Genomic DNA, 22,132 nt, shown 5'->3' with positions numbered 1-22,132 from the left:
TCATGCGAGTCGCTTTGCCCGTTCAGGATGGTGTCGTCGAGGCTGATCTTCCCGTTCCCTCGTCCCAGGTGCAGGTCGTGCGCAGCGCGGATCCGGCGGCGACTTCGTCCTGGGAGTCGATCGTGTCCGCCGCGTTGGAGGCGCCGATCGGGGCGCCTGCGTTGTCGTCGTACGACCTGCGCGGCAAGCGGGTCGCGGTGATCTGCGACGACTGGGGGCGGCCGACGCCGGCCTCGCGGGTGCTGCCCGCGGTGCTGTCGGCGGTGGAGGCGGCGGGCGCACGTACGTCCGACGTGACCGTCCTGACCGGCTCGGGCGTGCACGCACCGATGTCGGACGAGGACCTGACGCGCAAGGTGGGATCGTGGGTGCGGTCGCGGTACCGGTGCGTGCCACACGACGCGGTCGAGCATCCGATGACGTACATGGGGACGTCGACGCGTGGGACTCCGGTGTGGATCAACCGGCTGGTGGCCGAGGCGGACTTCCGGATCGCGGTGGGGCGGATCGGGCCGCACATCACGCACGGGTACGAGGGCGGCGCGAAGATGATCACGCCAGCGGTGTCGTACTGGCTGACGGTGCTGCGGAACCACTCGTGCAACTTCTCGCCGCTGTGTGAGTACGGGTCGTTCGTGGGGAACCCGTCGCGGGAGGACGTCGACGACATCGGTGGGCTGGTGGGGCTGCAGTACATCGTGAACTTCGTGGTGAACCGGCACGGCGATCCGTTCCGCGGCTTCGCCGGGCACTACCTGGCGGCGCATCGCGCGGGGGTCGCGTGGGGTGACGCTCACGTCTGGGGGGCTGAGATCGGGCGGCGGGCGTCCATCGTTCTGGCGTCGCCTAGCGACCTGCGGGCGGGGGCCTTTGGGGCTTCGCCGTTGGAGTTGGCGGCGTTGGGGACGCGGCCGGGTGGGACGACGATCTTCGTGAACCCTGCTGCGACCGTGCTGCGCGAGCCGTCGGCGTTCCAGCGGGAGATGGCTGCGTGGTCGTTCGACCGGGTGTTCGTCGAGCACGACCGGCGGGACCTGGACCTGTCGCCGCGGGAGATCTCGGACCGGTGCAAGACGATCCGCGGCGAGTACTACGCGCGCCGGCCGGGCGAGACGCGGCACGTGATCGTGGTCGGCGACCCGTTGGCCGTGGACGCGGCCGAGCGTCTGCGGCACCACTCCGCGCCTTCCTTGCAGGCCGCGGTCGATGCCGCGCTGGCCCGCGAGGGCTCGGACGCCTCGGTGGTGGTGATGCCCGAGGCGGCGAGCACGTTGCCGTTGGAACGGCTGCACCAGCCGATGGAGCCCGCACCGGCTGCCTGACCGCCCACTTGGGTTGGATGAAGGGCACCTTCATCCAAACCTATTGGATGAAGGTGCCCTTCATCCGAGGTCGCGGGGGGTGTTGGTGCTGTGGTTTTCCCATCGTTGGGTGCCGAGTGGCTCAGGTTCTCGGCGGAGCTCTTCTGGGTCTGGTGCTGTCTTGGTGCGGTGTTCGCTGAGATCTCTCCGGGCGCTTGGGGCTCTCGGGGTCTGTGGCGGCGGTCGATGGTGGTGGCCGGTCCGGGGCGCGTCAAGGGCGCCTCTCTGGGGGGGCTTCGCGCAGACGGAGAGAGGCGTCGCTTCGCGATCGCTTTGCGACCCTTGACTCGCCCCGGCCCGGCCACCTGTTTTTCACGCGCCGCCCCTGCCCCCGGAACAGGTGTCCCGGGGGAGGTTCCTTCTTGCTCGGGTTTGTTGCCGTACTTGCGTCGCTTGTGGGGCTTCCCCCGGTCTCTTGTGGCTCGGATGAAGCCGGGGGGTTCCGTCTGCCGCCTCCCGTCTTGAATGAAGGGCACCTTCATTCAATAGGTTCGTATGAAGGTGCCCTTCATTCAAAGTGCGGCGGCCTCTGGCTTTTCGTCCATCGGCCTCGTTAGCGTCGCCGGCATGATGCTGTCGATGCCTGAAGCGCCTTGTGCTGTTGAGGTTCGTGCCGCTGTTCCCTATGGCGCCGTGCCTGGCCTTCCCGTGTGGGAGGGCACTCTGTACCTGGATCTACTCCTTCCACGGCCGGCGAACCAAGCGCCCGCGGTCGTCTATCTGCACGGTGGTGGGTGGCGGAACGGCGAGCGGAGTGCCGGCCTCCATCCGTGGGTCGGGCCGCTGCTCGCCGCGCACGGGTTCGTGGTCGCGAACGTGACGTACCGGCTGAGCGGACGCGCGCCGTTCCCCGCGCAGCTGGACGACGTCAGGGCGGCCGTGCGGTGGTTGCGGGCGAACGCGTCGACGTACGGCATCGACCCCGATCGGATCGGCGCCATGGGCGACTCGGCCGGCGGGCAGCTCGCTCTGCTGCTCGCCAGCACCGCGGAGGTGCAGGCGGTCGTGGCGCGGTGTGCACCGACGGACTTCGCGGCGATGCCGCTGGATGGGGAGGACGAGTACCTCACTCCGCTGTTCGGTGGTCCGCGCGACGCGACGGCTGAGCTGCGCCGGCAGGCGAGTCCGTTGACCCACGTTCATGCCGGGGTGCCACCGACGTTGCTCGTGCACGGTGAGCTGGACGAGACCGTGCCGGTCGAGCAGGTCCAACGGTTCGCTGATGCGCTGCGTGCGCACGAGGTGGACGTGACGTTTCATCTCATCGAAGGGGTCTTCCACAACCTCCGCGACGACGTGGATCTGGCATGGGGCAACGAGCCGTGGGAGGGGCTTGGCGTTCAGGCGTTGGAGTTCTTCCGCCGGACGCTCAGCGGATGACGGCGCCGCGCAACACGAGACGGCTCGGTGCGGACAGGACGCGCAGGTCGGTGAGCGGGTCGGTCTCGTACACGACGAAGTCCGCGGGTGCCCCCTCCGACAGCATCGGGTTCAGGCCGAGCCACTCCCGCGCGCGCCACGATCCAGCCGCCAGGGCGTCGAACGGCGACATCAACGCCGCCATGGCCTGGATCTCCGCGGCGATCAGGCCGTGCGGCAACTCGCCGCCGGCGTCGGTGCCGGCGTAGATCGGGACGCCCGCCTCGTATGCCGCTGCCAGCATCGCGTCGGAGCGGGCGTGCAGGGTGAGCATGTGCTTGGCGTACGCCGGGAAGCGCTCCTCGCCGCGGGCCGCATACTCGGGGAATCGCCCCACCTGCAAGCGCGTCGGCACGAGCGCGGTGCCGCGGGCGGCCATCGCGTCGATGAGGTCAGGGGTCAGGCCGACGCCGTGCTCGAGGCAGTCGATGCCGGCCGCGACCAGGTCGGGCATCGCCTCGGTGCCGAACACGTGCGCGGTCACGCGGGCACCCAACGAGTGCGCGCGCGTGATCGCCTCCGACAGTACGTCGCCGGGCCAGAGTGGCGCGAGATCGCCGCGGTCGCGGTCGATCCAGTCGCCGACGAGCTTCACCCAGCCGTCGCCACGCACGGCCTGCTCCGCCACGGCGGCGACCAGGTCGACGGGCTCGACCTCGACCGCGTAGTTGCGGATGTACCTGCGCGGCCGCGCGATGTGCCGGCCGGCACGAACGATGCGCGGCAGGTCGAGCCGCCCATCCAGCCACCGTGTGTCCGCCGCCGACCCCGCGTCCCGAACGAGCAGCGTCCCCGTGTCCCGCGTCAGCTCCGCCTGCTCCACCTGCTTCTCCGGCGAGACCGCACCCTGAGCGTCGAGCCCGATGTGACAGTGCGCGTCGACGAGCCCGGGAACGATCCACCCGCGATCGGCGACCGTCACAGCAGATGCGGCCGGCGAGAACGTGATCCGCCCGTCCACCACGTACAGGTCGCGCTCGATGCCCTCGGGCAGCACGACACCGCGGACGTGCAGAACGTCGGTCATCCGGGCAGACTAGCCGGGTGCCGTGGTCCTTTCCCTCTGGCCGGACGGTCCGCACCCGACCGGTGACGTGGCCTCTCGGCCAGAGGGAAGGGGCCAGGTTCAAGCACCCGGCTCCGGAGCGCGCCAGCGCGACCATGTGGCTAGGACAAGCCCAGCGCCGGCTCGGCGAGCGCCGCACCGGCCTCGTCGAGCAGGATCCGCCCGGCCCGTTCGTACAGGGCCTGCGCCTCGGCCCGCGTGTTGCCGACCGCCGTGAGCCCCACCCGGCCGTGCTCGGTCAGGCAGCTGATCATGTGGAACACGACCCCCGTCTGCCTGGCCTGGTGGAAGTGCAGCCCGTGCCGCGCGACGACGTCGAACAGGTCGTCGAGCGACAACGCCCGCAGGGCGGGCGACTCGAGGTGGTCGGTCGCGACGAGGTGCTTCTCCGCGTCGGCCGTGGTCAGGAACAGCGCGGTGTCCGCGTGGTAGCGGCCGTCGGTGAGGAACTGCAGCGTGAGGAACGGGTGCGTCGTGCCGCCCTTGCGCAGGTGACCTCGATCGCGTACGCCGACCACGACCCGTCCCGCTCGCGCGCCACCACGAAGTCGATCGCGAACCGCCCGAGCACGCCCAGCCCCACGAGCCGGTCGGCGATCGCCGCGGCGTGCGTGGAGATCGTCCGCGCGTACGCGGGTTCGGCCGGGAACACGCAGCCGAGGTACGTCTGCCCGGTCAGCCCGCCGAGCAGCTGGTCGTGCGTCGAGAGCAGCTCGACCGAGCCGTTCGGCGTGATCCGCAGCTGCACGCTCGGGCTGCGCAGTTCCTGCCCGGTGATGCGTTCCTCGACGATCCCTCCCTCGGTGAGCTTGGCGAGGTACGTGTCGAGCGGCGTCCCCTGCGCTTCGAGCCGCATGCCCAGGACCCGTTCGCGCACCGCGTCGCGCTCCCCCGCGGAGCCGGGCTCCGGCAGCCCGCGCAGGTCGACGGTCGCGTTGCCCGCGCCCGCGACCCCCTCGTCGAGCTTGACGATGACCTCCGCGATCGTCGGCCGGGTGCGGCGCATCGACCCGATCGCCTCGACGACCTCCTCGACGTCGTGCAGGTTCTCGAAGCCGAGCGGGTACGGCACACCGGTCTCGGCGAACAGCCGCCGGCAGCCGGTCTTCGTGCCGAGCTCGGCGAGTCGCGGATCGGCACCGTACATGGGGATGCCGAGCGAGATCGCGATGTCGCGTTCGAGCGTGGTCGTGTTGTACGGGATCAGGTGCGAGCGCCGCGGGTTCGCGATGCCCGCCGCGATCTTCGCGAGCAGCCGTGGCCGGGCGAGCAGCTTCTCGCTCAGCGACGCGGGCGACGCGTCGTCGACGGACACCAGATCGAGCCGGGCGCGCGCGTGGCTCGGGATCACGCCGGGCAGCAGCGCGAGGTAGTACTCGACGATCCCCGGCGCGATCGGCATCGAGGTCACGTACGTCATCCGCAGCCGGGGCTGTCGCAGCAACAGCAGCAAGAACAGCAGGCGTTCCTCGTACGCCTGGCTCAGGCTGCCCGGGTACGCGACCGCGCGGTCGATGCTCACCGACGGAACGACGACCACGCTCTCGTCGGCGTGGTTGAGCCGCATCGCGTCCCACACCGCGGGCATCCGCCGCTGCAGCTCGTCGAAGCGCTCGTACCGCGCCGTCTCGTTCAACTGGGACAGCGTCAACGGCTTCGCGGAGACGTCGCCGCGCAGCATGCCGGTCATCGCGGCACCCGCGACTCGTCCAGGCCCTTCACGTCGTACGTCTTCACCGGCCGGCTGAAGCCCTTCAGCATGAGCTCGCCCACCGCGTCGCCGACCGCCACGCCGTCCGCCTCGGACAGCACGCGTTGGGTGGTGAGGATCTGCCAGGGCTTGGCCGCCGAGCACAACCGGTCCGCGAGGTTGGTGACACTGCCGATCGCGGCGTAGTCGAAGCGTCCCTCGAACCCGATCCGGCCGAGCGTCGCGTACCCCTGCGAGACGCCGAGGCTGAAGCCCAGCTCGTGACCGCGGCGGGTCCAGCCCTCGGCCAGCTCGCGTACGCGGGTCCGCATCGCGACCGCCATCCGCAGCGCGCGCTGCGGCGCGTCGTCGCACGGCAGCGGGTCGTTGAAGAACACCATCAGCCCATCGCCGGTGAAGCGTTCCAGCGTTCCCTCGAAGCGGAAGACCAGGTCGCCGAGCGCCGCGTGGTACTCGCGGATGACGCCGATCACCTCCTCCGGCTCGCTCGACTCGGCGAACGGGGTGAACCCGCGCAGGTCGCAGAAGACCACGACGATCTCCCGCCGATGGCTCTCCAGGAACGACTCGTCGCCGGAGTCGATGACCAGACCAGCCAACTGGGGCGAGAGAAACCGGCGTAGCCGCCCGACCCGTTCGAGCTCCGCGACCTGTGTCGCGACGCGGTTCTCCAGCTCCCGGTTCCAGGCCGCGAGCTCGGCGGCCTGCTTGCGTACGGTCTCGTGGTAGCGCTTCACCTTCGCCAGCGACGCCACTCGCGCCAGCAGCTCGGCCTGGTTGAACGGCTTCGTCACGAAGTCGTCCGCGCCGCTCTGCAGGGCGCGCAGCTTCTCCTGGTCCCCGCTCGCCGTGATCATCACGACGGGCAGGAACGCGGTCGCCTCGTTCGCGCGGATGCGTTCGCACACCTCGTAGCCGTCCATCTTCGGCATCACGATGTCGAGCAGGACGAGGTCGACGTCCTCGGTCTCCAGTTGGTCCAGCGCGGCCGTGCCGGAGTCCGCCCGGAGGACGCGATAGCCGCGTGGGGAGAGCACGGCGTCGAGGAGTCGTACGTTCTGTGGCTGGTCGTCGACGACCAGCACCGTCGTCTCGGTCATTTCCGCTTTCCACCGTTGAGGAAACTCTGCACTTGTGCGGGCAGCGCACGGATGCTGATCGGCTTCTCCAGGTAGCCGTCGAAGCCCGCTTCGAACGCGCGGTCGCGATCGGCCTGCATCGCGAACGCGGTGACGGCGACCACGGGGACGCGGCGCTCGTCGTTCTCGCGGAGCCGCCGGAGCGCCTCGGTTCCGTCGATCCCGGGGAGCTGCAGGTCCATCAGGACGAGGTCGGGCTCGTACCGTTCCGCGGCGGCGAGTCCTTCCTCCCCCGTACGCGCCGAGACGACCTCGTAGCCGGCGTACTGGAGCACGTCGCGCACCAGCTTGAGGTTCATGGCGTTGTCCTCGATGACCAGGATCCGCTGGGTCATCGCACCTCCTTCGGAAGCGCTCCGGTGCGGGCGAGGGCGCGCCGCAGGTCGTCCCGGCCGACGGGCTTGAGCAGGTACTCCCGCGCTCCCATCGCCAGGCCGCGGCTGCGTTCGTCGACGATCGACACGACGATGACCGGGATGTCCGCCGTGCTCGGATCGCCTTGCAGGGCTGAGAGAACGTCCCATCCGTCCATGCCCGGCAGGCGGATGTCGAGCAGCACTGCCGATGGTCGTACCTTGCGTACCCTCGCGAGACCGTCGTCGCCGTCGCGGACCTTGACCAGGTCGATGCCGGTGCCCTCGAGGTACGCCGAGAACAGGTCCGCGGACGTCCGGTCGTCCTCGATCAAGACCACCGTGCTCCGCACCGGCGCGTCCGGCACGAACGTCGGTGCGCGGTCGAGCGGGACGGTGAAGCCGAACGTGCTGCCGCGACCGACCTCGGTGTCGAGCCACATCTCGCCGCCGAACAGCTCCACGATGCGCCGCGACAGGGTGAGGCCGAGACCCGTGCCCTCCTCCTTCGGCGCGCCGCGGCCGCCCTGGTGGAACGACTCGAAGATGCGCTCGCGGTCCTCGACCGGGATGCCCGGACCGTCGTCGGTGACGCTGATCCGCAGCTCCGAACCGTCGACCTTGGCCTGGACCGTCACGTGGCCGCCGTCCGGGGTGAACTTCACCGCGTTGCTGACCAGGTTGAGCACGACCTGCTTGAAGCGGAGCTCGTCGGTCTCGACCAGGTCCACGCCGTCGCCGATCACCAGCACCGCGTCGATGCCGTGGTTCGCGGCGCGTTCGCGGACCATCGCGAGCGCGTACTGGAGTGCCTGGCGGACCGAGAACGTCGTCGGCTCGAGCTCCATGCGGCCGGCCTCGACCTTGGACAGGTCGAGGATCTCGTTCAGCAGCTCGAGCAGGTGCCTGCCGGAGTTGCGGATGTCGCGCAGGTACTCCTCCTGGCGGTCGTTGATGTCGCCGAACATGCGTTCCAGTAGCACCTCGGAGAAGCCGATGACCGCGTTCAACGGCGTGCGCAGCTCGTGCGACATGCTCGCGAGGAACTCCGACTTGTGCCGGCTCGCGACCTCGAGCTCGTGCGTCTTCAGCTCCAGCTCGCGGTACAGGCCGGCGTTGTGGATCGCCAGCGCGGACTGGCTGGCAATGGTCTCGAGCAGGTCGACCGTGCTCGCGGGGAAGCCGCCGGGTGTCTTGCGGCGTACGACGAACGCGCCGACGTAGCTGCCCTGGCGCAGCATCGGCGCGACGAGCACCGAGCGCCAACCGTCCTCGTACATCAGCTGCAGGTGCGGGTCGCGGTCGACGGAGGAGATGTCGGGCTCCTGCAGGGGCCGGCCCTCGAGCGCGGACCGGCCGACCAGCGTGGTGGCGAGGTCGATCCGGATGCCGCGCAGCTTGGCGAGCAGCTCGGCGCTGGTGCCGTACGCGGCCCGAACGGAGAAGCCGCGGTCCTCCTCGACGTACTGCATGATCGAGCCGCCGTCGGCGCCGGACATGCGGACGGCGTTCATCACGATCGTGGCGAGGACCTCGTCGAGGTCGAGGCTGGAGGTGACGGCCTCCCCGACCTCGGCGAGCGCCTCGAGCTGCTCGACCTTGCGCGCGAGGGTGGTGACGAGGTCGAGGGTGCGGATCGCGATCGCGGCTGGTGCCGAGAACGCCTCCAGCACAGCGGTCTCACGCTCGTCGAACGGGTCCACGGTGTTGCGCCAGAGGTTGAGGACGCCGACGACCTCGCCGTCGACGAGCATGGGTGTGCCGATCGTGGTCCGGAAGCCGGCGAGCTCCTGCAGGTCCATCCGCGCGTACTCCGGATCGACGAGCACATCGACGATCTGCTCGGTGTGGTGAGCGATCGCGACACGGCCGATGAGCACACCGCGGTCGAGCGTCGGCGGATGGTGGACGAGGTAGTCGGCGACCTCGCCCGCGACGCCGAGCGACTTCGCGATGCGGAACTCCCCGCTCTCCAGCAGGTAGGCGAAGGCGGAGTCCGCGCGGCAGAGCCGGCGTACGGTCTCCACGATCGTGGTGAGCACCGCGTCCGGGTCGGTCGAGCCCCGACCGAGGGCGGCGAGGATCTCGTTCGTCGCCGCGAGCTGCTCACTGACATCGGTGAGGTCACGGCGGAGCTGCTCGTCATGGTCGCGGCCGATGGCCGCATTCTCAGGCACCGGAGCTCCCTCGTTGGGGCCCCGTGGCCTTTTAGTCTGCTCCGGAAACCTCGCCTCGTGGTTGACTTTCGTCAACTACACAAGGCGATTCCTCCCGATAGGTCATGCTTCGGCCGCACGCGGCCAGTGCCCGCTACTGGCCGTCCTTGTTGCCGAGGAGGTGGCGGAACTCCTTCGGCAGCTCGAAGTTCTCCTCGCTCTGGCCGTTCGGCTCCGGCTCGACACCGAAGGCAGCGCCCGGGGCTCCGGAGGCGGCGCGTTGGGCTTGTTCGGCGTTCTGGGCGGCGCGCTTGGCGGGGTTGCCCGAACGAGCCTTGCCGCGTTGCTTCTTGCCCTTGCCCTTCTTCTTGCCGCCGCTGCCACCCATCGCGGCCTGCATGCCGGGCGGGAGACCGGGCATGCCGGGGAGGCCCTTGCCGCGGGAGAGCTGGCTCATCATCTTGCGGGCTTCGAGGAACCGCTCGACCAGCCGGTTGACGTCCGACACCTCGGTGCCCGAGCCGCGCGCGATGCGCATGCGGCGGGAGCCGTTGATCAGCTTGGGGTCGTCGCGTTCGGACGGCGTCATCGAACGGATGATCGCCTCGACGCGGTCGAGCTCGCGGTCGTCGAACTGGTCCAACTGCTCGCGGATGTCCCCCATGCCGGGGAGCATGCCGAGGATCTTCTGCAGCGAGCCCATCTTGCGTACGGACTGCATCTGCGCCAGGAAGTCCTCGAGCGTGAAGCCGCGCTCGCTGCGGATCTTCTCCGCGACCTTCTCGGCCTCGTCGGCGTCGAACGCCTTCTCCGCCTGCTCGATCAGCGTGAGGACGTCGCCCATGCCGAGGATGCGCGACGCCATCCGGTCGGGGTGGAAGACGTCGAAGTCGTCGAGCTTCTCGCCGTTCGACGCGAACATGACCGGCTTGCCGGTGACGTACCGCACCGAGAGCGCCGCGCCACCGCGGGCGTCGCCGTCGAGCTTGGACAGAACGACGCCGTCGAAGCCGACGCCGTCGCGGAACGCCTCGGCGGTCGTGACCGCGTCCTGGCCGACCATCGCGTCGACGACGAACAGGATCTCGTCCGGCTTCACCGCGTCGCGGATGTCGATCGCCTGCTGCATCATGTCGGCGTCGACACCGAGCCGGCCAGCGGTGTCGACGATCACGACGTCGTGCAGCTGCCGCTTGGCGTGGTCGATGCTCTGCCGCGCCACCGCGACCGGGTCGCCGACGCCGCTGCCCGGCTCGGGCGCGAACACCGCGACGCCGGCCTGGTCGCCGACGACCTTCAGCTGGTCGACCGCGTTCGGGCGCTGCAGGTCGGCCGCCACGAGCATCGGCGTGTGCCCCTGGCCCTTGAGCCAGCGGCCGAGCTTGCCGGCGAGCGTGGTCTTACCGGCGCCCTGGAGGCCGGCGAGCAGGATCACGGTCGGTGGGGTCTTGGCGTACCGGAGCGTGCGGGTCTCGCCGCCGAGGATCGTGACGAGCTCCTCGTTGACGATCTTGACGACCTGCTCGGCCGGATTCAGCGCCTGGTGGACGTCCGCGCCGCGCGCGCGTTCCTTGACCTGAGCGATGAACTCGCGCACCACCGGCAGCGCGACGTCCGCCTCGAGCAGGGCGATGCGGATCTCACGCGCGGTCGTGTCGATATCGGCTTCGGTCAGCCGGCCCTTGCCGCGAAGCTTCTTGAACGTCGCTTCAAGGCGGTCGGAAAGCGTGGCGAACAATGGAATCCTCTGTCAGTCGTCAGTCTGGCCAGGCTACCCCAGGCGCAAGAGGTCGGCGGCGGCGTTGCCATCCTGACGGCGACGCGCCGACGGCGCCCAGGCGGGATGGCCTGCTGTGATGGCGAGGTCGCGCCGTCGTGCGCGGCGACTAGGGATGGCGACGCCTTCGGCCGCCGACTGGTGCGCCTCAAGCAGATCAGGCGCCGCTTACCACCCGATCCTCGTACTGACCGGTGGTCTCGTCCTTCAGGATGAGCTTGACCCGGCCGTCGGGCAGCAGCTCCTGCTTGATCACGGTCTTCCCGTCCAACGTCTGGGCGGCCCGGGCGATCCGCTGGACGTCGCCGCCGCGCCATTCGAGCTCGACCGGCTCCCACTTCTTCGACTCCGCCGAGCGGTAGCAGGCGTCCATGATCGCGTTGACCACGTACCCGTCGTAGAACGTCTCGACCGGCTCCCGGCCGGCCTCCATCGCCTCGAACATGTCGCCGAACATCTCGAAGTAGCCGTACTCCGCCAGCTCGTCCGCCACCGGGAACAGCCAGCCCGAGTCGGTCTCGGCCTTCTCCGCGACGTAGCCCGCACCTGCGCCTGAGGTGAACATCTCGAAGCCTGTCCGCAACGAGTGGTTCGTCCAGATCGTCCCCTCGGTGCCCGCGACCTCGTCGCGCAGGTCCATGCCACCGCGGAACGCCCACGACACCTCGAACTGGCCGACCGCGCCGCTCGCGAACTTGATCAGCCCGATCGCGTGGTCCTCGGCGTCGATCGGGTGCACGAGCGTGTCGGCCCAGCACATGACCTCGACCGGGCGGTTGTCCTTGCCGACGTACGACCGCGCGATCTCGATGCAGTGGCAGGCCAGGTCGACGATCGCGCCGCCGCCGGCGAGTTCCTTGTCCCAGAACCATGCGCTGTGCGGGCCGGGGTGGGTCTCGCGGGAACGGGCCCACAGCACGTCGCCGACGGCGCCGGCACGGACAGCCTCCAGCGCCTTGAGCGTCTTCGGGGTGTAGACGAGGTCCTCGAGGTAGCCGTGGAAGACGCCCGCGTCCTCGACGATCGCCAGGATGCGGCGAGCCTCCTCGGCGTTCCGGGCGAGCGGCTTGGTGCAGAGGATCGCCTTGCCAGCGGCCGCGGCGAGCGCGATCGCCTCCTCGTGGCGGTGGTTCGGCAGGCCGACGACGACCGTGTCGATGTCGGGGTGCTGGACCGCCTCTTCCAGGCTGGTCGTGGCGACAGGGACGCCGTGCCGTTCGGCGAACGCGGTGGCGCGCTCGGTGCTTCGCGAATACACGACCTCGACCCGGTCGACGCTGCGCCGCCCGTTCAGGCTCGCGGTGTAGAAGTCGCCGATCAGGCCGGTGCCGAGTACGGCGACACGGTGTCCAGTCGTCACGAAGAGCCTCCCAGTCCGTCGGTCCATGCGTGCCACGCATCCTGGGCCACGCCAGGCGCGGCGACAAGCAGGCCGCCACGTTCCGGCAGCAACGTCCGGGTGCCAGCCTCGTCCAGCGTGATCGCGCCGGCCTCGCTGGCGATGAACGCGCCGGCCAGATCATCGATCGGGTGGAACGAGCCCTTGACCGCTGCCGTTCCCCGGTCCGCGGCAATACTCGCCAGCGTCAGCGCGCTGGAGCCCATGATCCGCATCGTGCAGTGCCGCGAGGACAGCTGCTCGACGAACGCGGACATGCCGGGCCACGGCTTGCTCGCCGACCACTCCGTGAGCACGACGCCGCCGGTGAGCGTCGTCGCGGCGGACACCTTGACCGGAGTGCCGTTGACGAACGCGCCGCGGCCACGCTGGGCGGTGAAGACCTCGCCGCGCGAGGGGTCGGCGACCACGCCCGCGACGACGCAGTCGGGGCCGGTCGGGGCGTCGGCGAGCGAGAGGGAGAACGAGAACCAGGGCACTCCGTTGACGAAGTTCGTCGTGCCGTCGACCGGGTCGAGGTACCAGGTCGGCGCGTCGTCGGCGCCGGTCGTGCCGTACTCCTCTCCCACGATGCGATGGGAGGGAAAGCGCTTGGAGATTTCCGCGCGGACGTGCCGTTCGACCGCCTCGTCGGTCTCGGTCACGAGGTCTGCCGGGTCCCGTTTCGTGCGGACGGAGGTCGGTCGGCGGTCGGCGAGGTAGTCGACGGCCCAGGCGCCGAGCTCTTGGACGAGGTCATACGCGTCGTCGGTCACGTGACCTCATCCTGCCGCTAGCGCCGCCTCTAAGGCACGGATGACCGCGACCTGGTCGGGTTCTGTCAGGGGTTGCAGGTAGAAGACGTCCACCGCTTCGGTGGCCCAGGTGCTCACATGGGCCGAACGGACCGAGCAGTCGTGGGCGGCCAGGACGGCGCAGAGGCGGTAGAACAGGCCCGGCCGGTCCTTGGCGTGGATCTCGACCACGGTCGCGTGCGCGGACGCTCCGGGGACGAGGCGTACGCGCGGCGGAATCGCGTCGCCCGGCTTCGCGTAGGCGTCGTCGACCGAGCCGAGCCGCTTGGCCAGGTCGAGGCCGCCGGCGAGCGCGGTCGTGATCCGTTCCCGCAGCACCGCCGGGTCCGGCCGGTCTCCGGTGACGGCCCAGACCGAGATCCCGGCGTCGTCGATGGTGTCGACCGAGGCCGAACGGACGCCCAGCCGGCCGAGCGCGAGCACGCCGGCGACGGTCGCGAGCAGGCCGACGCGGTCCGGCGCCGCGACCGTGACGCGGCTGCCGTCGCCGCCGGCCTCGACGACCACGTCGAGCTCCCTGGACTGGGCGACGCGGGCGGCGAGCAGGCGTTGGGCCGCGTCGAGGGGCTGCGGCGCGGGTACGGCGCCGCGCTCGAGCCGCGAGCGGACCCGTTCGACCAGCCGGGCCAACAGGCTCGCGCGCCACGGCGTCCACGCGACCGAGCCGATCGCGCGGCAGTCGGCCTCGGTGAGCGCGGCGAGCAGGTCGAGGGTGTCGGCGTCGCCGACCGCGATCGCGACGCGCTTGATCGTCGCCGGGTCGTCCAGGTCACGCCTGGTCGCGGTCTCCGACAGCAGCAGGTGGTGGCGTACCAGCAGCGACAACGTGGCGACGTCGCGCGGCGGGAAGCCCCACCGGGTGGCGATCTGGCGGATCTGCGCGGCGCCGACATCGCTGTGGTCGCCGTCGTGTCCCTTGCCGAGGTCGTGCAGCAGCGCGGCGACGAGCAGCAGGTCCGGACGGGCCACGCGTCGTACGAGCGCGGACGCCTGGACGCAGGTCTCCAGCAGGTGGCGATCGACGGTGTGGCGGTGGGCGGGCGAGTACTGCGGCCGGCAGCGTACGTGCGCCCACTCCGGCAGCAGCGGCTCGATCAGCCCGGACTGGTCGAGCGTCTCCCAGACCGGGAGCAGGTCGGCGCCGGTGCCGAGCAGCGCGGAGAACAGCCGGCGGGCCTCGTCCGGCCAGGGGTTCGGCAGCGGCAGGAACTCGCGGGACAGCCGATCGGCGGTGAACGGGTTCAGGAGCAGGCCCCGTTGGGCGGCGGCGTCGGCGGCGCGGAGCGGGAGCTGCGCGTCCTGGCCGATGCGGGCGTCCGGGGTGAGCACGACCTCGCCGTCGGAGATCGCGACGCCGGTCGCGACCGGCGTGAGCAGTGGGCCGGGGCGGACCGGCGAACGGTTGCGCCGGTTGGTCTTCACCGCGCGGGCTCGGGTGATGCGGCGCCAGGCGATGTCGGAGGTGTGCGCGAGCGTACGACCGGCCTGGTAGACGCGCCGGAGCAGTGTCTCCCGGTCGGGCAGGCCCAGGGCGGAGGCGACGTCGGGTTGCAGCTCGGCGAGCAGCTTGTCCGTGGGGCGCCGCGCGCTGACGACGTGGAGGGCGTCGCGTACGTCGAGCAGCTCGCCCCTGAGGCGGGCCAGCGTGGCGTGCGGGAGCTCGACCAGCCAGGTCGCGACGAGCGCGCGCAGGACGACGCCGTCGCGGAGGCCGCCGTGGGCCTCCTTGAGGTCGGGTTCGAGCAGGGAGGAAAGCTCGCCGACGCGGGCGGCTCGTTCGCGGCAGCTCGCTTCGAGCTCGGGCAGCCGGCGCGGGGCGGCGCGGCGCCAGTCGGCGAGGAGCGTCGTTCTCAGCCGGATCGTGAGGCTGGGGTCGCCGGCGACGTGCCTCGCGTCGAGGACGGACATCGCCGTACGCAGGTCCTGGTCGGCGGCGTCGCGAGTCTCCTCGACCGTACGGACGCTGTGGTCGAGCGCGACGCCGTCGTCCCAGAGCGGGTACCAGAGGGCCTCGGCGATCGCGCCGACGTCGGGCAGCCGGTTGTCGTGGACGAGCATCACGTCGAGGTCGCTGGCGGCGGACAGCTCGCCCCGCCCGTACCCGCCGACCGCAACGACGGCGACGCCGGTGGGCGGAAGATCGGCCTGCTTCAGGCCGTCCGCGAGAAGGGAACGGAGGCGACCGTCGGCCGCCTCCGTCCTCTCCTCGCGACTGTTCATGCTGGGCCTTCTGGTCGTAGATCCGGATCGCTCAGTTTCGCCGCACGCCACCGTTGCAGGGCGGCGTCCCGATGTTCGGTTTGGGCTTCTTCGACGATCCGGACCACTCAGAGAGCGTCCGGACCGCGTTCTCCCGTACGGACGCGGACGACGGCCTCGACGGGGACGACCCAGACCTTGCCGTCACCGATCTTGCCGGTGTGGGCGGCCTTCGTGACGGTCTGCACCACGTCGTCGACATCGCTGTCGTCGACGAGGATCTCCAGGCGCACCTTGGGAACTAGGTCGACCTCGTACTCCGCGCCGCGGTAGACCTCGGTGTGGCCCTTCTGGCGCCCGAAGCCGCTCGCCTCGGTCACCGTCATGCCGCTCACGCCGAACGTCTCGAGCGCGGCACGCACCTCGTCGAGCCGGTGCGGCTTGATCACCGCGGTGACGAGCTTCACCGTGCCACCTCTTCCTTGTCGTCGATCTTCTCGACCGCCGGCGCCTCCTCGGCCTCCGGCTCAGACTCGGGCTCCGGCGCGGACCGCGAGAGCAGGTGCGACCGCGAGCCACCGCCGATCGAGGAGAAGTCGTACGCCGTCTCCGCGTGCTCGGCGAGGTCGATACCCGCACGCTCGTCGTCGGCGCTCACCCGGAAGCCGATCGTCTTCTTGACGATAGTGCCGAGGATGTACGTGACGACGAACGAGTAGATCAGTACCGCGAACGAACCGACGAACTGCTTGCCCAGTTGGGCGAAACCTCCACCGTCGAACAGGCCCGCGACGCCGGCCGGTGACGCGCTGCTCGCGAACAGGCCGATGAGCAGCGAGCCCACGAGACCGCCCACGAGGTGGATGCCCACGACGTCGAGCGAGTCGTCGAAGTTGAACCGGTTCTTCAGCCCGACCGCCAGGGCACACAGGACGCCGGCGGCGAGACCAATGAAGATCGCGCCGATCGGTGTCACGGACGCACAGGCCGGCGTGATCGCGACCAGACCGGCGATGGCACCTGACGCCGCGCCGAGCGTGGTGGGCTTGCCGTCGCGCAGCCGCTCGAGGACGAGCCAGCCGAGCAACGCCGCCGCCGTGGCGACCTGGGTGTTGATGAACGCGACACCCGCGGTGCCGTTCGCCGCGACCGCCGAGCCGGCGTTGAAGCCGAACCAGCCGAACCACAGCAGACCGGCGCCGAGGAGAACGAGCGGCAGGTTGTGCGGCCGCATCGGCTCCTTCTTCCAGCCGATCCGCCTTCCGAGCACCAGGGCGAGCGCGAGGCCCGCGGCACCGGCGTTGATGTGGACCGCCGTACCGCCCGCGAAGTCGAGGACGCCGAGCCGGTCACCCAGCCAGCCGCCGTTGCCCTCGTTGAAGTAAAAGACCCAGTGCGCGACCGGGAAGTACACGACCGTCGCCCAGAGGACGACGAACAGCACCCAGCCGGAGAACTTGGCCCGGTCGGCGATCGCGCCGGAGATCAGGGCGACGGTGATGATCGCGAACATCAACTGGAAGGCCACGAACACCGTGGTGGGGATCGTGGCGATGAGTGAGTCTTGCTTGAGGAGGCCGAAGAGCCCGACCTCGCTGAGTCCCCCGAGGAAGCCGCCACCGATGTCCTCGGTGAAGGCGATCGAATAGCCGTACAGGACCCACAGCACGCTCACGATCGCAATCGCCGCGAAGTTCATCATGAGCATGTTGAGGACACCCTTGGCCCGGACCATGCCGCCGTAGAACAGCGCGAGGCCAGGGGTCATGAGCAGAACGAGGGCAGCACTTGCCAATACCCACGCGGTGTCGCCCGCACTGAGCTCGGGCATCGCGTCTCCTCCCGAGGAAATGGGCCGTCGCCCGGCAACAACTCTGTCTCCGGGTGCGGCGGATCGTCGTGCGACCAGGTTGGTGCGGCTTTGTTTCTTCAGGCGCGCCTGCGTGTTGCGATCCGATGACGCGATGCGGTGGCGTGTGACATCTGCGTAACACCGCCAGGCCAATGGCTCCCGACCTCCCTCGCGCAACTCATCGGTTGCATCGCCAGCGCTCGATGTGCAACGATCGAGTTGCACATCAAACTTCGAGGAGGCCAAAGATGACCACAGCCACGTTCGCCGGCGCCGTCAACATCGCGATGAAGATCCCGGCCGCGGACTACGACGCCACGGTGGCGTTCTATCGCGACGTCCTGGGGCTGCCCGTCACTGAGGAGAAGTCGGACCAGCCGACGGTGGCACAGGTGCACAAGGTCGACTTCGGCCCGTGTGTGCTCTGGCTGGACCGGATCGACAACTACGCGCAGCCGGACGTCTGGCTCCAGGTCCGCACCCCGGACCTCGCCGCCGCCATGGCGCGGCTGAGCGAGGCCGGCATCGAACCGTGCGACGAGGTCGAGCCGCTACCGCCGGGCTTCGAGGCCCACTGGATCAAGAACCCCGCCGGCGTCGTCCACCTGGTCGCGAAGGACCAGGCCGTGTCTCTTAAGTAGCGCCGGTCATCGCGCTCCGCGCGATGGCGCGCGGCCCCAAGGAGGTTCACAGAGCGTCGTGGTCGCCTTACACGGCCACGGGCCCCTCTACCTGGCGTCCACCCCACGTAAAGTGGCTAATGATCATGTAAACATGATCGATTGCCCCAGGGAGGGGCCGGACCGGTCGAACCATCGGCCGGACGAAAAGATCGAGGCTAGCGCCCGATCCCCGGCAGCAGAACCTCGGCGTCGGGGCCGAGACGGTGCAGCACCCGCCGCTTGCCGTCGAACCCGAGCGCGACCACCTCGAGCCCCTCGTCAGTCCGGTGGCTCATCGCCACCTGGTCGCGATCGAGCGGGCCGAGCAGTTCCCACCCCGCCGGGATCTCGATCCGACCCACATCCACGCCCGCCCCCAGCCGCAGGACAGCGCTCGGCACGACTGCGCCACCCCGGAACGAGTACACCGTGGCCACCTGCCAGTACCGGTCGACGTCGCTGTCAGGGCTGATGGGCACGGCCACCGTCGGCACGCCGCAAGGTCCGATCAACGTCTCGTCCCGCCGTAGCCTGAGCCCGAAGTCGTCAGGTGACATCTCCTTCCACCGCGAGCCGGGATCCTGGCCCCTGCGGATGGTGAGGGCGTCCGTGCCGGCCACGATCACTCGTTCGCCAACACCGACCGGCACCGCGTCGACCACGCTGTCGAACACCGATCGCACCGGGAGCCGGTCGTAGCCCTTCGGGAGCTTGTAGACCTCGGGCTTCTCCGGTGGATTGGCGTACGCGTACGCGGTCACCCGGTCGCCCTCCCACCGGGCGAAGGAGTAGACGATGCCGGTGCCGACCGGCTTCCACCGCGAGCCGCGGGGCCCGGCCGGAAGCGTTTCCTTGTTGTCCCACGAGACGGCCAGATCGTGGAACTCGTAGGCGGTCCCACGGGGCACACCGAGCCACCTGCCATTCCAGGACAGGTAGAGACCAGTCATCCCGGTGGCAGGCAGCTTGTCCGCGAGGTCGGGTTTCAAGTCCGACAACGCGAAGGACTGCCCGTCCGGCCGACGTAGGCGGAGGGGGCAGTCCGCGCAATCGCGGTAGATGAGGGATCCCAACTCGGCGGGCGCTCCGCGGTTCCCGTTCGGCACCCAGTCGGTGAACGACACGGTCACGGGCGGCCTCTTCGTGCCGGCGGGTTCCGGCTCGGCGCTCCAGCGCGGGACGGTGAGGCTGAGCACCACGGCCACTGCCGCGGCGGCGGCTAGCAAGGGGACGCCGATGACGGTGCGGAGACGGCGGCGGCGGGCGGTGCGGATCGCGAGGTCGATGTCGCCCAGGGCAGGGACGTGTTCGCCGACCGTCTCGTAGGCGTCTTTCAGGCCGGATTCTCTGGTGGTCATGGCAGAACCTCCGAGAGCTCGGCGTCGGCGAGGAGCTCGGGCGCGATGACGCGAAGCCGTTCGAGGGCGCCGTGCAACTGGCTCTTGACGGTGCCGACCGAGCAGTCGAGCAGGCGGGCGATGTCGGCGTAGCTGCGGTCCTCGTAGTAGCGCAGGTACAACGCAGCGCGCTGGCGGGGGGCGAGCTGTCGGAGCGCACGAGCGAGGGCCGTGCGGTCGACGGCGTCAGAGACGTCGCCGTCGTGCGGTTGGTCGGGGACGTCGGCGACGCTGACGACAAGCCGTCGTTGCCGCCGGCGCCAGCGGGTACGGATCTCGTTCAGCATGACCTGCTTGACGTACGCCTCCGGGTAGCCGCCCGCCGTGACGTTGCCCCAGCGAGCGACCGTCTTGGTCAACGCCTCCTGGAGCAGGTCCTCGGCCGCCGAGGTGTCGCCGGTGAGGAAGAACGCCGTCCGCGAAAGCGCGCCGCGGCGCGCCTCCACGAACTCCCGGAAGCCCGGATATCGCTCCACGCGCGCCCTCCCCGTCCCGCCCCGACATCCTCCTCAACGCGACGGCCGTGCGAAAGGTTGGCTCAGCGGGAGCGAATTCCGTCCAACGTGAGCGCGACCAGGCCCGGCACGTCGTCCGCGGTGGGCATCGGGGTGCCGGTGATCGCCCGCAGCAGCATGGTGCCGATCAGGCCTTCCACCGTCGCGCGGACGTCAACGTCGGACCGCACCTCGCCTCGCGAGACTGCCACGGCGAAGACCTCGCGGGCTTGCTCCAGGTGCTGGTCGAGCGCCGTCCGGTAGAGCCGGCCGATCCGTTCGTCGCGGCCCGACTCGCTCGCGGCGATCCGGAGGAAGGCGGTGCCGCGAGCGTTGCCGAGGAACTCGATCAGGTCGCTGTAGACCTGCGCGAGGTTCGCCTCGATCGTCCCTTCATGATCAGGGTGCGGCACGTTGTGGTCGACGAGGTGCGCGAGCGCGTCGTACGCCAGCGCCTCCTTGCTCTCCCAGCGCCGGTACACGGTCGCCTTGCCCACATGGGCCTTGAGCGCGACGTCGTCGACGGTCATCCGTTCGAAGCCGCGCTCCAGCAGCAGCTCCGCCGCGGCCGCGCGGATGCGGGTGTCGGCCGCGGGATCGCGCGGCCGACCTCTGCGCGCGGGCGCGGCGGCGGTTTTCACCGTTCTGCCTCCACAAGGTCGGATTCCTCCGAGGATGCCGCATGCCGGCCCGTACCGCTGCCATCTTCGGAGGTGTGTTCCCCCTCGGCCGGCGGTTCACCGGCGTGCTTCCCGGCCGGCGACGCGTGGTGCGGCAGGAACAGCAACGCGAGGAGCCCGCCCGCCAGAACGACAGCGCAGGCGACGATCACCGTGACGTCCATCGCACCGACGAAGCTCTGCTCGGCGGCGTCCACCAGTGCCGCACCCGCGCCGCCCGGCAGCTGGGAAGCGACGTGCACCGCGCTCTGGATGTTGTCCTGCGCCGCCTCGGCCGCCTCGGCCGCCTCGGGCGGCAGCCCGGCGACGTCGGAAGCCATGCGGTTCGCGTACGCGGAGTTCAGGATCGACCCGAGTACGGCCACGCCAAGCGCGCCGCCGACCTGGCGTACGGCGTCGTTCACCGCCGAGCCGACGCCGGCCTTCTCCTTCGGCAGCGACCCCATCACCGCCTCGGTCGCCGGGCTCATCGCGAAGCCCATGCCGAAACCCATCAGCAGGATCGAGAGCAGCACGCGCCCGTACGTCGAGTCCACGCTCGTCCCCGCGATCACCACGAACGAGACCGCGAGCATCGCCAGCCCGGCGACGACCGGGATCTTCTCCCCGACCCGTTGCGCGACCGCCATCGCGAGCGGCGCGCCGAGCGTCAGACCGAACGCCAGCGGCAGGATCCGGATGCCCGCACCGAGCGCGTCGTACCCCTGCACGGTCTGCAGGTAGATCGAGAGGAAGAACGCCGACCCCATCAGCGCGAAGAACACCAGCGTGATCGAGATCGTCGGAATCGAGAAGCGGCGGTTCTTGAAGAATCGGATGTCGAGCATCGGATGCTCAACTCTCAGCTCCCACAGGGCGAACGCGACGAGGATCAGGACGGCGGCCGCGAACCCGGCGATGACCAGCGGGTCGGACCAGCCGCGTTCCGGCGCCTCGATGATCGACCACACGAGCGCGACCAGGCCGACGACGGAGAGCAGCCCGCCGACGAAGTCGATGCGCGCCGCGTTCTCGGCCCTCGACTCGGGCACGATCACGGCGCCGAGAACGAACGCGACCGCGGCGACCGGGATGTTGATGACGAACACGCTCGCCCAGGAGAAGTGCTCGAGCAGCCAACCGCCGAGCGCCGGGCCGAGTGCGATGCCGAGGCCGGAGACGCCGGACCAGATGCCGATGGCGGTCTTGCGTTCCTTCGGGTTCGTGAACGCGTTGGTGAGGATCGACAGCGTGCTCGGCATGATCACCGCGCCGCCGACGCCCATGACCGCGCGGGCCGCGATGAGCTGCTCGGGTGTGGTGCAGAGCGCGCCCCAGACCGAGGCGACGCCGAAGATGCCGAGGCCGAGGAGCAGCCAGCGCTTGCGCCCGTACTTGTCGCCGAACGCGCCGGCGATCAGCAGCAGGCCGGCGAACACGACCGTGTACGCGTCGACGATCCACTGCAGCTCACTGGCGGAGGTGTCGAGCTCGCGCTGGAGGGTGGGGAGCGCCACGTTCAGCACGGTGGTGTCGAGCCCGATGATCGCCAGCGCGAGACAGAGGACGACGAGGGTCGCCCACCGCCGGCGGTGGACCTGGTCGGTGTTGATCACGGAGCGTGTCCCTTCCCTCACCCATTACGAGACTGAGAGGTCTCGATATCGAAGCTACGGGGCGAACGGGATCACGTC

Annotated in this window: 19 protein-coding genes; 3 read left to right on the top strand and 16 right to left on the bottom strand. The window is 70.0% G+C overall.

Annotated elements, in window-relative coordinates; genetic code table 11:
• The first annotated feature begins 2 nt into the window (after positions 1 to 2).
• Together JOD67_RS16900 and JOD67_RS16895 are read left to right on the top strand one after the other, a co-directional pair.
• Complete coding sequence (locus JOD67_RS16900) at positions 3 to 1,322, top strand: lactate racemase domain-containing protein (protein WP_205118557.1); 1,320 nt, start codon at positions 3 to 5, stop codon at positions 1,320 to 1,322.
• 672 nt (positions 1,323 to 1,994) lie between these two features.
• Positions 1,995 to 2,741 carry an alpha/beta hydrolase gene (locus JOD67_RS16895; RefSeq protein WP_205118556.1) on the top strand — a complete coding sequence of 249 codons (747 nt, stop codon included), beginning with the start codon at positions 1,995 to 1,997 and terminating at the stop codon, positions 2,739 to 2,741.
• Here the strand turns inward: JOD67_RS16895 and JOD67_RS16890 are convergent.
• The 12 genes from JOD67_RS16890 to JOD67_RS16835 form a co-directional block, all read right to left on the bottom strand.
• Positions 2,731 to 3,807, bottom strand: coding sequence for an amidohydrolase family protein (locus JOD67_RS16890; RefSeq protein WP_205118555.1), 1,077 nt, complete (start codon positions 3,805 to 3,807; stop codon positions 2,731 to 2,733). The genes JOD67_RS16895 and JOD67_RS16890 overlap by 11 nt on opposite strands.
• A gap of 140 nt (positions 3,808 to 3,947) precedes the next feature.
• The gene (locus JOD67_RS41935) at positions 3,948 to 4,364 is read right to left on the bottom strand and encodes a peptide ligase PGM1-related protein (RefSeq protein WP_205118554.1); all 417 of its coding nucleotides are present in this window, start codon (positions 4,362 to 4,364) and stop codon (positions 3,948 to 3,950) included.
• Positions 4,250 to 5,536, bottom strand: a complete 1,287-nt coding sequence (locus JOD67_RS16880; RefSeq protein ID WP_205118553.1) for a hypothetical protein — start codon at positions 5,534 to 5,536, stop codon at positions 4,250 to 4,252. The genes JOD67_RS41935 and JOD67_RS16880 overlap by 115 nt, the downstream gene beginning before the upstream one ends.
• The gene (locus JOD67_RS16875; protein WP_205118552.1) at positions 5,533 to 6,657 is read right to left on the bottom strand and encodes an adenylate/guanylate cyclase domain-containing protein; all 1,125 of its coding nucleotides are present in this window, start codon (positions 6,655 to 6,657) and stop codon (positions 5,533 to 5,535) included. The genes JOD67_RS16880 and JOD67_RS16875 overlap by 4 nt, the downstream gene beginning before the upstream one ends.
• The gene (locus tag JOD67_RS16870; protein WP_205118551.1) at positions 6,654 to 7,031 is read right to left on the bottom strand and encodes a response regulator; all 378 of its coding nucleotides are present in this window, start codon (positions 7,029 to 7,031) and stop codon (positions 6,654 to 6,656) included. Before JOD67_RS16870 ends, JOD67_RS16875 begins: the two co-directional genes overlap by 4 nt.
• Positions 7,028 to 9,226 carry an ATP-binding protein gene (locus JOD67_RS16865; RefSeq protein WP_205118550.1) on the bottom strand — a complete coding sequence of 733 codons (2,199 nt, stop codon included), beginning with the start codon at positions 9,224 to 9,226 and terminating at the stop codon, positions 7,028 to 7,030. The genes JOD67_RS16870 and JOD67_RS16865 overlap by 4 nt, the downstream gene beginning before the upstream one ends.
• A gap of 133 nt (positions 9,227 to 9,359) precedes the next feature.
• Positions 9,360 to 10,943 carry a signal recognition particle protein gene (gene ffh, locus JOD67_RS16860; protein ID WP_205118549.1) on the bottom strand — a complete coding sequence of 528 codons (1,584 nt, stop codon included), beginning with the start codon at positions 10,941 to 10,943 and terminating at the stop codon, positions 9,360 to 9,362.
• 196 nt (positions 10,944 to 11,139) lie between these two features.
• Positions 11,140 to 12,342 (bottom strand): Gfo/Idh/MocA family protein, encoded by a 1,203-nt coding sequence (locus JOD67_RS16855; RefSeq protein ID WP_205118548.1) that lies wholly within the window; start codon positions 12,340 to 12,342, stop codon positions 11,140 to 11,142.
• Complete coding sequence (locus JOD67_RS16850; RefSeq protein WP_205118547.1) at positions 12,339 to 13,136, bottom strand: inositol monophosphatase family protein; 798 nt, start codon at positions 13,134 to 13,136, stop codon at positions 12,339 to 12,341. Before JOD67_RS16850 ends, JOD67_RS16855 begins: the two co-directional genes overlap by 4 nt.
• A gap of 6 nt (positions 13,137 to 13,142) precedes the next feature.
• On the bottom strand, positions 13,143 to 15,446 hold the full coding sequence (locus JOD67_RS16845) for a [protein-PII] uridylyltransferase (RefSeq protein ID WP_307782428.1): 2,304 nt from the start codon (positions 15,444 to 15,446) through the stop codon (positions 13,143 to 13,145).
• A 56-nt stretch (positions 15,447 to 15,502) separates the two neighbouring features.
• The gene (locus JOD67_RS16840; protein WP_205118545.1) at positions 15,503 to 15,841 is read right to left on the bottom strand and encodes a P-II family nitrogen regulator; all 339 of its coding nucleotides are present in this window, start codon (positions 15,839 to 15,841) and stop codon (positions 15,503 to 15,505) included.
• The gene (locus JOD67_RS16835; protein ID WP_205118544.1) at positions 15,838 to 17,205 is read right to left on the bottom strand and encodes an ammonium transporter; all 1,368 of its coding nucleotides are present in this window, start codon (positions 17,203 to 17,205) and stop codon (positions 15,838 to 15,840) included. Before JOD67_RS16835 ends, JOD67_RS16840 begins: the two co-directional genes overlap by 4 nt.
• Before the next feature lie 269 nt (positions 17,206 to 17,474).
• On the opposite strand from JOD67_RS16835, the gene JOD67_RS16830 reads away from it, so the two are divergent.
• Positions 17,475 to 17,867: a VOC family protein gene (locus JOD67_RS16830; RefSeq protein WP_205118543.1), complete on the top strand. Its 393-nt coding sequence runs from the start codon at positions 17,475 to 17,477 to the stop codon at positions 17,865 to 17,867.
• A 197-nt stretch (positions 17,868 to 18,064) separates the two neighbouring features.
• Here JOD67_RS16830 and JOD67_RS16825 read toward each other — a convergent pair whose 3' ends face one another.
• From JOD67_RS16825 to JOD67_RS16810, 4 genes are all read right to left on the bottom strand, one after another.
• On the bottom strand, positions 18,065 to 19,246 hold the full coding sequence (locus JOD67_RS16825; RefSeq protein ID WP_205118542.1) for a hypothetical protein: 1,182 nt from the start codon (positions 19,244 to 19,246) through the stop codon (positions 18,065 to 18,067).
• On the bottom strand, positions 19,243 to 19,761 hold the full coding sequence (locus tag JOD67_RS16820; protein WP_205118541.1) for a SigE family RNA polymerase sigma factor: 519 nt from the start codon (positions 19,759 to 19,761) through the stop codon (positions 19,243 to 19,245). The genes JOD67_RS16825 and JOD67_RS16820 overlap by 4 nt, the downstream gene beginning before the upstream one ends.
• A gap of 62 nt (positions 19,762 to 19,823) precedes the next feature.
• Positions 19,824 to 20,420, bottom strand: coding sequence for a TetR/AcrR family transcriptional regulator (locus JOD67_RS16815; RefSeq protein WP_205118540.1), 597 nt, complete (start codon positions 20,418 to 20,420; stop codon positions 19,824 to 19,826).
• On the bottom strand, positions 20,417 to 22,054 hold the full coding sequence (locus JOD67_RS16810) for a DHA2 family efflux MFS transporter permease subunit (protein ID WP_205118539.1): 1,638 nt from the start codon (positions 22,052 to 22,054) through the stop codon (positions 20,417 to 20,419). Before JOD67_RS16810 ends, JOD67_RS16815 begins: the two co-directional genes overlap by 4 nt.
• Positions 22,055 to 22,132: the final 78 nt, after the last annotated feature.

Source organism: Tenggerimyces flavus (genome assembly GCF_016907715.1).
Taxonomy (GTDB): Bacteria; Actinomycetota; Actinomycetes; order Propionibacteriales; family Actinopolymorphaceae; genus Tenggerimyces; species Tenggerimyces flavus.
This window is presented reverse-complemented; position numbering and strand designations above follow the sequence as displayed.